The 13773-nt window shown below is 62.7% G+C and carries 14 protein-coding genes; 3 read left to right on the top strand and 11 right to left on the bottom strand.

The window, feature by feature from the left end:
• Positions 1–25: 25 nt before the first annotated feature.
• From EN859_RS28535 to EN859_RS28510, 6 genes are all read right to left on the bottom strand, one after another.
• Positions 26–877, bottom strand: a complete 852-nt coding sequence (locus tag EN859_RS28535; protein WP_127856718.1) for an RNA methyltransferase — start codon at positions 875–877, stop codon at positions 26–28.
• Between the two features lie 112 nt (positions 878–989).
• Positions 990–1328: a metalloregulator ArsR/SmtB family transcription factor gene (locus EN859_RS28530; RefSeq protein ID WP_127856717.1), complete on the bottom strand. Its 339-nt coding sequence runs from the start codon at positions 1326–1328 to the stop codon at positions 990–992.
• Between the two features lie 161 nt (positions 1329–1489).
• On the bottom strand, positions 1490–2263 hold the full coding sequence (locus EN859_RS28525) for a HugZ family protein (protein ID WP_127856716.1): 774 nt from the start codon (positions 2261–2263) through the stop codon (positions 1490–1492).
• Between the two features lie 35 nt (positions 2264–2298).
• Positions 2299–3462 carry a CaiB/BaiF CoA-transferase family protein gene (locus EN859_RS28520; RefSeq protein ID WP_127856715.1) on the bottom strand — a complete coding sequence of 388 codons (1164 nt, stop codon included), beginning with the start codon at positions 3460–3462 and terminating at the stop codon, positions 2299–2301.
• 6 nt (positions 3463–3468) lie between these two features.
• Positions 3469–4230 (bottom strand): 3-hydroxyacyl-CoA dehydrogenase, encoded by a 762-nt coding sequence (locus tag EN859_RS28515; RefSeq protein WP_127856714.1) that lies wholly within the window; start codon positions 4228–4230, stop codon positions 3469–3471.
• Positions 4231–4425: 195 nt separating this feature from the next.
• Positions 4426–4962, bottom strand: a complete 537-nt coding sequence (locus EN859_RS28510; RefSeq protein ID WP_127856713.1) for an N-acetyltransferase — start codon at positions 4960–4962, stop codon at positions 4426–4428.
• A 275-nt stretch (positions 4963–5237) separates the two neighbouring features.
• Here EN859_RS28510 and EN859_RS28505 point away from each other — a divergent pair, with 275 nt between their 5' ends.
• Positions 5238–6227, top strand: coding sequence for a glutathione S-transferase family protein (locus tag EN859_RS28505; protein WP_127856712.1), 990 nt, complete (start codon positions 5238–5240; stop codon positions 6225–6227).
• A 1-nt stretch (position 6228) separates the two neighbouring features.
• Here the strand turns inward: EN859_RS28505 and EN859_RS28500 are convergent, their stop codons facing one another.
• A complete protein-coding gene (locus tag EN859_RS28500) occupies positions 6229–6729 on the bottom strand; it encodes an NUDIX domain-containing protein (RefSeq protein WP_127856711.1) in 501 nt (166 codons plus the stop codon).
• A 53-nt stretch (positions 6730–6782) separates the two neighbouring features.
• Here EN859_RS28500 and EN859_RS28495 point away from each other — a divergent pair, with 53 nt between their 5' ends.
• On the top strand, positions 6783–7724 hold the full coding sequence (locus EN859_RS28495) for a metallophosphoesterase (protein ID WP_127856710.1): 942 nt from the start codon (positions 6783–6785) through the stop codon (positions 7722–7724).
• Here EN859_RS28495 and EN859_RS28490 read toward each other — a convergent pair.
• The 4 genes from EN859_RS28490 to leuA form a co-directional block, all read right to left on the bottom strand.
• A complete protein-coding gene (locus EN859_RS28490; protein WP_127856709.1) occupies positions 7714–8331 on the bottom strand; it encodes a hypothetical protein in 618 nt (205 codons plus the stop codon). The genes EN859_RS28495 and EN859_RS28490 overlap by 11 nt on opposite strands.
• 86 nt (positions 8332–8417) lie before the next feature.
• Positions 8418–9221, bottom strand: a complete 804-nt coding sequence (locus EN859_RS28485) for an alpha/beta fold hydrolase (protein WP_127856708.1) — start codon at positions 9219–9221, stop codon at positions 8418–8420.
• 109 nt (positions 9222–9330) lie between these two features.
• Positions 9331–11100, bottom strand: a complete 1770-nt coding sequence (locus EN859_RS28480) for a hypothetical protein (RefSeq protein WP_127856707.1) — start codon at positions 11098–11100, stop codon at positions 9331–9333.
• Positions 11101–11272: 172 nt separating this feature from the next.
• Positions 11273–13012, bottom strand: coding sequence for a 2-isopropylmalate synthase (gene leuA / locus EN859_RS28475; protein WP_127856706.1), 1740 nt, complete (start codon positions 13010–13012; stop codon positions 11273–11275).
• Positions 13013–13409: 397 nt separating this feature from the next.
• Here leuA and EN859_RS28465 point away from each other — a divergent pair.
• Positions 13410–13773: ISAs1 family transposase (locus EN859_RS28465; RefSeq protein ID WP_135913557.1), on the top strand; the 364-nt coding region annotated here is incomplete at its 3' end.

Genomic DNA, 13773 nt, shown 5'->3' with positions numbered 1-13773 from the left:
GGCCGCAGGCGCCACGCCTGTCCCGCTACTTTCCAAGGATCCTGCGCTCTTTTGAATTCCGGGGTTTGCCTGAAATCCTGGGCTTGCCGGAAAAATGATGCAGTGCGATGGCTGACGCTGCTGCTACGTTCAGGCTGTCAAAACCTTCGGACATGTCGATGCGCACCGTTTGCAGGCGAGCGAGCAGGCTTCCGGGCAGGCCTTCGCCTTCGGCGCCGAGATAGAGGGCCAGTCGTTCTGCTCTTCTCGCATCGCGAATGTCGGTCTGGCCGCGGGGCGATAGGGCGAATTGGCTGAAGCCCAGCCGATCGAGCGTGGCGGTGAAGCCGGCGGTGTCGCCGAAGGATGAGAAGGGAACCTTCAGCGCCGCGCCGACCGAGACGCGGATCGCCTTGCGGTACAGCGGATCGCAGCAGGTCGCGTCGAGAAACACGGCGCCGGCGCCAAAGGCGGCGGCATTGCGGAAGATCGAACCCATATTGTCGTGGTTGGCGATTCCAACCAGCACTACGACCAGCGCGCTGGCGGGCAACGTTTCCAGCAAAGCCTCGGCAGGCTGTGAGATGCCCTTGCTGCCGATCGCCAATATGCCGCGATGGATGTGAAATCCGGCGATCCTGTCCATGACCTCGCTTGCCACGGCGTAGACCGGGAGGTCGGCCGGTGCCTTGCGCAACGTCTCATCGAGGCCGGCCAGCCGGTTTTCGAGAACCAGAACGGATTCGGCGGCAAAGCGCCCGGCCGAGAGCAGGACGTCCAGCACCACCTTGCCTTCGGCAACAAAACGGCCATGCCTGCCGGCGAGGTCGCGCTCGCGAATGTCGAGATAGGCCGCGACGCGCGGGTCTTGTGGGTCGTCAATACGGATAGGGTCCATATACACCTCGGCCGACTCGCATCGGCCCCGAAAATCGCAACAAATTTTCGGAAAGCACGACGCGTGAATTGAAATTGTCAGAGCGAGGTAAAGGAACGATCAGACCTGCCGGTCAAGCCCCGGCGCGGCGCAGGCGATGTGCCATCTGGGACAAGTCACCGTCGCCGAAGATGCCGTCCAGCATGCGAAGCAGTTCGCGCACAGCTTCGGACTTGCAGGAATAGTAGATCATCTGCCGGTCGCGGCGGGTCTCGACGAGATCGAGTGCCCGCAGCTTGGCCAGATGCTGCGACAGAGCAGACTGGCTGAGCAGAACCTTCTCGGCGATAGCGCCAACCGACATCTCACCGTCGGTCAGATAGCTCATGATCAACAACCGTTTCTCGTTGCCCATGAGCGTCAAAAACGTGGCTGCTGATTCGGCGTTGGCGATTAGCTTGCTCGAAACCATCGAACCCCCATGTTTTCCAGTCCATCCGAACGCTATGGGGGCAATAGCGTCTGATTTATAGACTCACTTCTGGATGTGCGCTGCTGAATCAGCATCACAACGAATCGTAGAACATTTCTTCCAAATCTCAAGACTTGCTTTCGATTCAAGGCGATTAACTGTCAGCGTCGTGCGTAGCCGGCTGCACGTCCGGTCCTTGCCATCTCGACCAGTACAGGCCGCAGCTCGCGCACCGCCTTCAAGCGTTCGGGAAAGAAGACCCGGCAAATGGCGTCGCCCGATGCCAGGTCCATGCCTTCGGCGTCGAAGCCGGTGACAATCCAGCCATCGCCTTCGGCCTTGGCAAAGTGGTGCGCGTAGACCGCGATGGCATCGAGATGGTCGGCATTCATGTGGTCGAGAGCGGACTGTTCGCTCGCGGCAAGCTCTTCGACGATCGGCCCGCCGATGACGAGATCGGCACGATCGAGCAAATAGGCCTTGCCGAAGCCGCCGTTGAGGCTGGCGCGCTCAGGCTCGAGGCGGAAGATCGAAAAGTCGCCAAGCCCGGCATAGAGCCTCGCCTTGGGGTTGCGATTAAGATAACGCCGTTCGGCGCGGGCATGCTCGCTCGATCCGTGCTCAAGCCTCAACGCCCGGCAGACCAATGTGATTCGCGGATGCGCGAGCGGATCGCCTCTGCCCGGTTCGCCAACAAGCAGAGAGCAGCGTGGGTCGGCGAGAATCGCTCCGGTATGGGCAGACAGCATCGACACCAGGATCAGCGGCACACCGTCGATGTCGGTGGCGACGCCAACCCTGCTGGCCAGCGGCGAGCCGGTCCCGGGCTCTATCGCAGCCAGCGCGCCGAAACGAGCGCTGCGGATCAGCGTCCTAGCCAGCCTGACCGCTTCGGCGTCAGTCTCGCGGATCACGTCCTTCTTCCGGTCGGTCAAGTGCTCACCGCATTAAGTTGATCTTTCGTCTCCAGTTATCCGCCAATCAAGCCGGATTTGACAAGTGCTTTAATCTCGATTTCCGAAATGCCGAAACGAGCCAGCACGGTCGCTGGCTCATGATCGCCCGGCATGGCGGCAAGTGTCGGCGAGCGCGAGAAGCGCGGCGTCGGGGCAGGGCGCTCGAACGCGCCGGCCTTCACAAAGGCGTTACGAGCGCGATTGTGCGGATGATCCCTGGCTTCGCGCAGCGACAGCACCGGTGCAACGCAGGCGTCGGTCCCGGCAAAGAAACCGGCCCAGTCGTCGCGCGTCCTCTGCCTGATGCGGCCGGCGATGGCGATGCGCATCTTTGGCCACGATGTCCTGTCGTATTGGCTGCGGATGAAACGCTCGTCGAGCGGCAGCAGTCCTGCGAATTCGGCGAAGAATTGCGGTTCAAGGCAGCCGACGGCGACATATCGCCCGTCCGCTGTCTCGTAGGTATCGTAGAAGGGCGCACCGGAATCGAGCAGGTTCGCGCCGCGCGTGTCACTCCACAGGCCAGCCGCCATGAAGGCATGCACAGGGGTCGCCAGCATCGAAGCACCCTCGACCATCGCGGCGTCGATCACCTGGCCCTTGCCGGAGCGCGAGCGCTGGAACAGGGCAGCCAGCACGCCGGCGATCAGCATCATGGCGCCGCCGCCATAGTCGGCGACAAGGTTCAGCGGCGGCACCGGCCGGCTTGTTTCCTGGCCGATGGCGTGCAGGACGCCAGAATAAGCGAGGTAGGTGATGTCGTGGCCGGCGCGAGCCGAGAGCGGTCCGTCCTGGCCGAAGCCGGTCATGCGGCCGTAGATCAGCGCCGGATTGCGCGCCAACACAGCATCCGGCCCGAGACCAAGCCGCTCCATCACATCGGGCCGAAACCCCTCGACCAGCATGTCGGCCTTTTCGACAAGGCGTAGGACCAGTTCCGCGCCTTGCTGACGCTTCAGGTCGATCCGTAGGACAGAGCGGCCGTGACGATCGAGATTGTATTCGTCCGGCAGCGAAAACAGCTGACTTGAACCGGCCCGCTCGATGCGCAGCACCTCGGCTCCCATCTCCGACAGCATCAAGCCCGCCAACGGTACTGGGCCAAGCCCGGCCATCTCGATCACCACCAGGCCGGCGAGCGGGCCGGTCTTCACGGGTGCTGAGTTGCCGGCACTCATGATTGGCTATTTCGGTGCCATGCGGATAGCCCCGTCGAGGCGGATGGTCTCGCCGTTCAGCATCTGGTTCTCGATGATATGCAGCGCAAGGGCCGCATATTCGGAAGGCTCGCCGAGACGGGACGGGAAGGGCACCGCAGCGCCTAGCGAATCCTGCACCTCTTGCGGCATTCCGGCCATCATCGGCGTCTTAAAGATGCCGGGAGCGATGGTGCAGACGCGAATGCCCGAGCGGGCGAGGTCGCGGGCCACCGGCAGCGTCATGCCGACGACGCCGCCCTTGGAGGCCGAGTAGGCGGCCTGGCCGATCTGGCCGTCATAGGCCGCGACCGACGCCGTGTTGACGATGACCCCGCGTTCGCCGCCCTCTAGCGGCTCCAGCTTCGCAGCACGGTCGGCGACGAGGCGGATCATGTTGAAGGTGCCAATCAGGTTGATTTCGATAACCTGGCGGTACTGGTCGAGCGGATGCGGACCATCCTTGCCGATCGTCTTCACGCCGATCGCGATGCCGGCGCAATTGACCAGGATCCGCGGCGCGCCAAGCCTTTCCGTCACCTCGGCGACTGCCGCGGCACCGCTCCCTTCATTGCTCACATCACACTGGATGGCGACGCCGCCGATGTCGGCCGCCACCTTCGCCGCGCGGTCGATCCCGATATCGAGGATGGCGACACGGGCGCCTTTTGCGGCGAGTGCTTGGGCCGTCGCCTGGCCGAGGCCGGAGCCGCCACCGGTGACGATCGCAATCTGGCCGTTCGGGTTCATGCCGGCGCCTTCCCTATGTGGGCATGCTACGAAGCCTAGTGCATTGGCCCGAAAATCGGAATCGATTTTCAGGAAGCACAAGGCATGGGCTCAAAAACCTAGGGCGTCGTTTGCGTGTCCAAAGAAGGACGCGGCGTCTAACGCGAGGCCCAACCGGCCGGTGGATCAATCGATGCGCATCGATCGATCCTGGGATCAGGCCATCACCGCGACATGCTCGGCAATCCGCGCAAGGTCGGCGTGGCAGACCTCGCCCGAGAGCCGGGCAACCGCGCCGGGCGCGATCTCGTGCGACAAGAGCCGATCGAGATCGACCGGGCGCGGCATCGAGATCTGCCCACGCGGGATCCTCTTGAAACCGAGCGGGCCGTAGTAAGGCTCGTCGCCGACCAGCATAACGGCCGGTACGCATGCCTTGGCGGCGGCCTCCAGTGCGATCGCCACCAGCCGGCGGCCGATGCCGAGGTTCTTGAAGGCCGGCCGCACGGCAAGCGGCCCGAGCATCAGCGCACGGCCGGCGCCGGCGGCGATGCGCGTCATCCGCACGGAGGCGACGACTGCGTCGCCGTCGACGGCGACGAAGGACAAAGCGCGCTCATGCGGGCCACCCTCGCGGATCTTGTAGGCGGCGAGTACGAAACGACCCGGCCCAAAGGCCTCGTCGTTGATGGCTTCGATCTCGGGATCATGCGCCGAAGTTTCCGGCAGGTATTTCACGTCGGCAAGGCTCATGGTCTTTGCGTTCCGGTATACGAGGAAAGGTGTGCTGCAAGCGGCAGCGTCCGCCAGTCAGCGCTTCATCAAGCGCGGGCGCCCTTTCGTCGTCGGTCGAACCGGATCAAAGCAAAGTCGAACATGCGGATTTTCCGCTAGCACCAATTTTCGACCGCTGCAATCGGCCCTGTTCCGTTTGCCGATCCCGGCGATTGACGGTCTGTTCAGCGCCCGGCGATTTCGACATGGCGGCTTTGCGCCTACATGGGGCACAAGGACGAAAGGAGATCTGCATGGGTTTGCTGGTCAAAGGTAGGTGGCAGGACCGCTGGTACGACACCGGGGAAAGCGGCGGCAGGTTCGTGCGGGCGCAATCGCAATGGCGTGACTGGGTTACCGCCGACGGTGCGCCGGCCGAAGGCCGCAGCCGCGGTTTCAAGGCGGAGCCCGGCCGCTATCACCTCTATGTGTCGCTTGCGTGTCCCTGGGCGCACCGGACGCTGATTTTTCGCGCGCTGAAGAAGCTCGAGGGGATAATCTCGGTCTCGGTCGTGCATCATTTCATGGGCGCGAACGGCTGGACATTCCTGGCCGAAGACGGCGCTTCCGGCGATACGCTCTACGGCTTCGATTTCCTGCATCAGATCTACACCAAGGCTGATCCCGCCTATTCAGGCCGGGTGACGGTGCCGGTGCTGTGGGACAAGCGTGAGCAGACCATCGTCTCCAACGAATCCTCCGAGATCATCCGGATGCTCAATTCGGCATTCAACGAATGGGGCGATGCAAGCCTCGACTTCTACCCCCAAGCGTTGCGCGGCGAGATCGATCGGATCAATGCGCTGGTCTATCCGGCTGTTAACAATGGCGTCTATCGCGCCGGTTTCGCCACCACGCAAGCGGCTTACGAAGAAGCATTTGGTGAATTGTTCGCGGTGCTCGATACGCTGGAGGACCGGCTGTCAAGACAACGCTATCTCGCCGGCGATCGCATCACCGAGGCCGATTGGCGACTGTTCACCACGCTGGTGCGCTTCGACCCGGTCTATGTCGGTCACTTCAAATGCAATTTGCGCCGGATCGCCGATTATCCGAACCTATCCAACTACCTGCGCGATCTCTACCAGGTGCCGGGCGTCGCAGGCACGGTGAGCCTGCACCACATCAAGTCGCATTATTACGGCAGCCACGAAACGATCAACCCGACGCGGATCGTGCCGGCCGGCCCGGAACTTGACTATGCCGCGCCGCATGATCGGGCACGGTTCAGGAAAGCGGCGTGATCTACCAGTAGGGCGAGGGAGGTTCGCCCTGAAAGACCTCGGCGACCCGCCTTAGCGTCGCCGGCGTCGTTCCCAAGGGCAAGCGGTCGAGCGGGAAGAAGCCGGCTTCGGCAATCTCGTGGTCCGGCTGCTTCGGCGCGGCCTGGCTGAAGTTTTCGATCAAATAAAAGGCGACATGGTCCCGGCTGCTGGCCTGGCGGTTGAAATGCATGGATTTCAGCAGCGGTGGGGCGGTCAACTCGATGTTGCCCTCCTCGACAAGCTCGCGCTCGAGCGCCTCGGTCAGCGTCTCGCCCACCTCGACGCCGCCGCCAGGAAGCTGCCAGCCCGGAACATAGGTGTGGCGGATGAGGAAGACGGAATTGGAGGCGCGGTGATGGATCAGGCCCCGTGCGCCGAGCGTCATCGGACGCCGCAGCACGAAATAAAGATGAAACAGCCTTGCCCTTAACCCCGGCCAGCCGGTCTGGCGGAAGGCCTGATCCGGGCCGGGCTTCGCCATCACCCGCGAAACCGTGAGTGGAAAGCCGCGCGCGTGTCGCATATGAAGGAACGATGTTCAGGCTCGCGCATATTTCCGATGTCCATCTGGGGCCGCTTCCCGATGTAACCTATCGCGATCTCGCATCCAAGCGCGTGGTCGGCTACGTCAACTGGCAGCGCAACCGGCGCCGTCATATGCACGATGCCGTCATCGACACGATCGTCGCCGACCTCAAGGCCAGTGCACCCGACCACATCGCTGTAACCGGCGATCTGGTCAATCTGGCGCTCGACGGCGAAATCGAGATGGCCAGACTCTGGCTGGAGACGCTGGGCTCTCCGAATGACGTGTCTGTCGTTCCTGGAAACCACGATGCCTATGTGCCGGGCGCCTTCGACAAGACTTGCCGGTCCTGGGCGGCGTGGATGACCGGCGACGGCGTCGACACTCCGGTCGATCGCAACGCCTTTCCTTATTTGCGCGTGCGCGGCAATGTCGCGTTGATCGGTGTTTCCACCGCGCGCGCCACGGCCCCGTTCATGGCCAACGGGTTCTTTATGGAAGGCCAGGCGCAAAGGCTCGGCAAGATGCTCGATGCAACGGCCAGGCGCGGCCTGTTCCGGGTGATCATGATCCACCATCCGCCGGTCCGCGGCGCGGTTTCGCAGTACAAGCGGCTGTTCGGTATCGCGCTGTTTCACAAGACCGTTTACCGGCACGGGGCGGAACTTGTGTTGCACGGGCATTCGCATATGCCGTCGCTTTTCTTCATCGGTGGGCGTGGCGTCAGAATCCCTGTGGTCGGTGTCGCCGCCGCGGGGCAGGCGCCCGGCGGCCTGCGTCCGCCGGCACAGTATAATCTGCTCGATATTGGCGGCGAAGAGGGCAACTGGCAGATCAGGTTAACGCGACGCGGCCTGACCGGGCCGGCAATTCCGCCTTCCGACCTGCAGGTGCTGGAGCTTGGCGTTGATGCCGAAGCATCCGTTCCGTTGGTTAGCTCTAAAAGCTGATTTTCATGGCGACGATACGGTCCCAGAACAGCACGAGCGACACAGCCAGCCCAACCAGGGCGCCGGCTGTGACAAGGCCAAGGCCGGCGAAGAATGTTGACCAGCCCCTGCTGCGCCGGGCTGGTTGCAGCGGCGGTTCGGCTTCCGGCACCGCAGCGCGTTTCAAGCCGGCGACTGCCTGCTCAACCGCGCCTTCCAGCATTCTCTGACGTTCGACGACGCGCTCGGCCACGTAGCGCGTCACCTGATCGGCAACGGTTTTCATGTCTGTCGATTCGGCGAGCACCACGCGGCCGCCCCGCGTGTCCTTGAGGAAGCGATAGGTGCGGCGGTCGCGCCCCATGGCGACATGACTGACGGCGTCGATCCACAGGCGCGGCTGCAGACCTGACGAGATTGCGAAGTCGAAATTGTCCATGTCTGCAGGCACGTCGGCGAAGACAGGTGCGAGCTCGGCGGCAAGCAGATCGAGCCGCATGCGATGCGCCTCGCGCATGTCGACGACGACGTCGTCGCGGTCGGCGAACGCGTTCTTCACGTCGCGAACGGCGTCGGATAGCTTTCGCGACTCATCGATCGAGCTGATATTCTCTCCTGCGTCCTTCATCGGCGTTTGCCTCGCGGGTTTGGTTAACTGCGAGTTAACACAGGCGCCGGCAAAATGCACTCGCGAGATGGTAGCAGTAGCAGAGGTCAACTCACCTCGGCATCAAGTCTTGGGCGCCGGCGCCTGCCGCGGCGGTTGATGTTGCGGCGGACGATCTCGGCGATCAGATCAGGCGCTTCCTCGACCAGCATGTGACCGGCCTCCAGCACATGGTGAAAGTGGAAATGCGCCGGCAAGCCATCGGCCTGGGCGAATGGCAGCACCGCATCATCTGTTCCCCAAACCACCATCACCGGCATGTCCAGCGTGTCGAGCTGTTCGCGCGGGATGACGCCCTGTCGATCATTCCTGGTCATGGCAGCGGCAATCTCGACAAGTTTGTGCAGCTGACCGGGACGTTTGCGCATCTCGCCGAAGACATCCACAATGCGTTCCGGCGGCAGGCCTTGCGGTCCCGACATCGCGGCGAGGCAAGCGCGAATTTCGCCCTTGTCGGCAGCGGCGGCGTAGCGGCGCAGCAACGGACCGTTGATCTCCATGCCAAAACCGCCTGGCGCCAGGAGCGTCAGCGAAGCGACCTTTTCGGGCTCGGTCAGAGCCATCAGCGTTGCAACCGCGCCGCCCATCGAATGACCGACAAGATGCAGCCTTTTCATCCTGCGTGCGGCGAGGTCCGCGAGAACGGCGCGAGCGGCCGTTCTGGCGGAGCCACTGGCCGGGAAATCGAGAGATAGCCCATGGCCTGGCAGATCATAGGCCAGCGTCCGTATGTTAGGCGCCAGCGCCGAGATCACCTCGCCCCAGACATCATGGCAACCGCCAAGACCATGCAGGAAGACGACCGTCTTCGGGGCGACGCCCCGTTCGGCAACGTAAAGGGATGAGATCATGAGAAACTAAATTTATGAGTTATCGCTGGCGATCCGAATTGTGGCTGAATTGCTCCTTGTCCAGTCCGATAGCCAGTAAAATTTTCGCGATCAGACGCGCGATTAGAAGTCAGCTGGCATTGCCGAGTCCCGCGGCGCGCAGCGCCTGGACCATCCGCTCGGTGAGATCGGCGGGATATCGCCTCTCGACGAACGTCGCACGCGGATCGGCGGCGAATTTCGGGAATTTGGCCGTCAGTTCGTCCACCAGCTTGCGTGCCAGTTGATCACGGCCGGCGGCTTTCGCACCGATCAGCCGTGCGGCCAGATAATGCGATTTCGTTGCCGTTGTGCGCAACGCTTCGCTGGCAATTGAGGCCTTGTTCATATCACCCAGCATGAACTCGCCGACGAAAAGCCCAAAATCCCACCACGTCGGATGGCCGCTTGCGGTATCGGCAGCGTGTGCGAGGATCGGTGTTCCCTCGCTGTATTTGCCGGCGAAAATCAGCCCGTAGCCGTAAGCGGCAGCCATGCCGAGATCGTAAGGGTTGAGCTCATAGGCCTTGCGCATCCAGCGGATCGACTCGTCCGAGTTGCCGAGGCGCGAATTGAGATAGCCATAGGCGCGATGCGCATAGGGGCTCGTCGGCCCCATCTGCACGGCGCGATGGGCGAACGACATGGCCTGTTCAACTGTCGCGCCGGGCGGATAGGCGTAGTGATCGGTAACAGCCTCAAGATGCAAGGACGCGAGCTCCGAATAGACAAGTGACGACTTCGCATCCTGGTTGGCCAGGTTCTCCAGACAGCGATAGGCCGCCTCATGGGTTTTGACACTCTGGTCGAGATAATATCTGTCGTTGAGCAGCAGACATTCCATCAGGCCGGTCTGAATGCCGCTCTGTTCGATATAGTTGTAGATCGTGCCGGCAGCGGGAATGGTCGAACTCAGAATGCTGGCGATACTGTCCTCGACAGCGCCAGGCGCGCTATCGGCGGCGGTCAGGTTGCGTGACAGCAGCACGCGGCCGGTTGCAACGCTCTGCAGCTCGAGCGTGACGTCGCCCGCTGCCGGGCCTGGCAGGACATCGAATTTGAAGCTGGTGGCGTCAGCGGCTGTGTCGTGCGTGCCGCCGGCGTCACGTCCGATGAAGTCGATCGTGTCGAAGCCGGCAAGGCCGGCGCGCAGCGATGCAGCAACACGGGCAGCCCCGGCGCCATCGGCCTTCACGGAGATGTAGACCAGAGGAAGGGCTTCCGCCGCAGACGGCACTATGCTGCTGGTTGCGACTGCGCTCTCAACCGCCGAAGCCGCTTCTTCGCTGGTCAGCAATGCGCCGCTGCCCTGGCGGAGAATCAGCACACCCAGCATGGCGATGACCAGAGCAATCGCGCCCCAGAAGAACTGGAGATGGCGCGCCAATAACGGACCTGCCTCGGGAACTGCAGAGGACATCAACGCTGCGGCGTGCGCGCCCGCTCCGGGGTTGTCAGGCTGATCGGATGCGGCCGGCTCGGCGCGTTCCACTGGCTCCGACTCGGCCGGCAAGCGGATTGCATTGAGCTCATAGGATGGAACATAGCCGCCGCGCGGAATGGCGATGCGCACCGGTTCGGCAATGCCCTCGTTGGCGAAGTAATGCTGCAGAAGTTCGCGCAGCCTGCCCGCCTGCACCCGAACCACGGCATCGGTCGCCGGATCGAAATCGCCGTCCTTGCCGAAAACGTCCATGGCGATGGAAAAGCCCTTGAGCCTGTCGGCTTCGCCGGCCTGCTCGCGTTCGACCAGATAGCGCAGCAATTTTCGCGCGCGCTCGGATCGTCCGAACGTTTCGCTGGCAAGCAGTCGCTCAAGAGTTTCGCGCACTGCGGGGGCGGCAGGCGTGGCATGCTGCAAGTGTCGATCCTTCTCGAAGTCGGCACAGGTTCAAGGCGTGATCATATAGCGCCTGCACCGCTGTACAAGCAGACACTTATTATGCGATCGCGTACCCCACCGGATATTTTCGAATGAGTTAACATATGATCCGCGGAAACCGAGGCATGTTTCCGCGGGTCATAGTCCGAGATCAGCCGGCCTTGCGGCCAACGATGCGGTTTGCGGCCGAAACCACGGCCTCCAGCGAGGCGGCGACGATGTTGGTGTTGATGCCGGCACCGAACAGCTTGCCGCCGGGATACTCCATCTCGACATAGGAGATCGCCGACGCATTCGAGCCGCGTTGCATGGAATGCTCGGAATAGTCGAGAACCGACATCGGCACGCCGACATGGCGCGACAGCGCGTCGACGAAACCGTCGATCGGACCGGTGCCGGAGCCGATGATGGTCACTTGCTTGCCGTTGTCGAGGATCACCGCTTCCACCACGCGCCTGCCCTTGGTCTCGGTATCCGGATAGGTTTGGTGGTCGAGGAACTTCAGCCGCGCACCGGGCTGATCGACATAGGTTTCGAGAAAGCGGTCGTGGATGCGCCTGGCCGGCACCTCCTTGCCTTCGGCGTCAGTGATGGCCTGGATATGCTGGCTGAACTCGATCTGCAGGTTGCGCGGCAGGTTGAGGCCATAATCGGCCTGCAGTACATAGGCGATACCGCCCTTGCCCGACTGCGAATTGATACGGATGATCGCCTCGTAGTTGCGGCCGACATCGGCCGGGTCGATCGGCAGATAGGGCACCTCCCAGTGCGGCGTGTTGGCCTTGCGCAACGCCTTCATGCCTTTGTTGATGGCATCCTGGTGCGAGCCGGAGAATGCCGTGTAGACAAGTTCGCCGACATAGGGATGGCGCTCCGGAATCTTCAGCTGGTTCGAATATTCATAGACGTCCTTCATCCGGTTGATGTCGGAGCAATCGATCTCGGGATCGACGCCTTGCGTGTACATGTTGAGCGCCAGCGTGACGATGTCGACATTGCCGGTGCGCTCGCCATTGCCGAACAGCGTGCCTTCGACGCGGTCAGCGCCCGCCATCAGGCCGAGTTCGGTGGTGGCGATGCCGGTGCCGCGGTCATTGTGCGGATGCAGCGAAATCAGCAGGTTCTCGCGGTTGTCGAGGTTGCGGCACATCCATTCGATGCGATCGGCATAGATGTTGGGCGTCGACATCTCGACCGTGGAAGGCAGGTTGATGATCAGCTTGTTTTCCGCCGTCGGCCTCACGATCTCGGTGACGGCGTTGCAGATTTCCAGCGCCACTTCGAGCTCGGTGCCCGTGAAACTTTCCGGCGAATATTCGAAACGGTAGCCGCCGCCGGCTTTCGCCGCCATGTCGGTGATCATCCTGGCAGCGTCGGTGGCGATCCGCTTGATGCCGGCGACGTCCTTCTCGAAGACGACGCGGCGCTGCAATTCGCTGGTCGAGTTGTAGAAGTGGACGATCGGGTTGGTGGCGCCCTTCAGCGCTTCGAAGGTGCGGGTGATCAGTTCCGGCCGGCATTGCACCAGCACCTGTAGCGACACGTCGGCGGGCACATTGCCCTCTTCGATGCACCAGCGGGCGAAATCGAAATCCGTCTGCGAGGCCGACGGGAAGCCGATCTCGATCTCCTTGAAACCCATGTCGAGGAGCAGCGCGAACATGCGCGCCTTGCGTTCGTGACCCATCGGGTCGATCAGCGCCTGGTTGCCGTCGCGCAGGTCGACGGAGCACCAGATTGGCGCTTTGTCGATGACCTTCGAAGGCCAAGTGCGATCGGCGAGACCGACGGTCGGATAGGGTTGATATTTCCGGGCGGCGTCAGGCATGCCCTTCGCCGCATGCTTGCCGATTTCCCCGTCATTTGGACGGATCTCTTCTCGTGCGTTCATTGTCGTTTCTCCCGGCGGCTCTCGGATCCACTTTCGATCGGACCGGTGCCGAGCGGCGCCTTTACCAGAATTTCGTTCGCTTGATGTGACTTGCCAAGGAGCGTGCGCGTGAGCGGCTGTTCGACCGCCGGGCGCTCCTTCAGCGAACCCGGCGATCGCCGATAAGGCCGAGAAGAAGCAGGGTGGAGGCGAGCGCGCGCACGGTCTCGCCGGCAAAGCCGGTCTGACAGGAAGCGACGGGGGTGGCGCGGTTGTTCATGGCGGTTCTCATATAGGAGCGGCCAAGGAGAGGCAAGTGGGCTGGGCTATGGCCACGGCATTGAACTCGGGTTAATGGCGGTTTCGGGATTGCGGCAGTTCTGATTCTGTTGGCGGCGTTGATTCGGAGGACGCTGCCATGTTGGAACCATCGGAGACGCCGCGGCTGCGGCTGCTTTTGGACCATTTCGCCCTGATCGAGGATGACCGGGAGGGGTGGCGGGTGGCGCATCCTCTGTCTGAGGTTCTGCTGCTGGTGGTCTGCGGCACGATCGCGGCGGGCGATGATTTCGAGGACATCGCCGATTGGGGCGAGGACAATGTGGCCTTCCTGCGCCGCTTCCTGCCCTATTATCACGGCATTCCCGGCGCGCGCTGGCTGCGGTTGCTGATGAACCGGATCGATCCGGGGCTGTTTGCGAACTGCTTCCAGTCCTGGGCGACGGCGATGCGTCCGGACGCGCCAGCGCTGGTGGCCATCGACGGCAAGACCTCGCGCGGCA

It is taken from the genome of Mesorhizobium sp. M00.F.Ca.ET.216.01.1.1, assembly GCF_004010325.2.
Classification (GTDB): Bacteria; Pseudomonadota; Alphaproteobacteria; order Rhizobiales; family Rhizobiaceae; genus Mesorhizobium.
The sequence above is the reverse complement of the archived record's forward strand: the minus strand, read 5'-3'. Positions and strand labels throughout refer to the sequence as shown.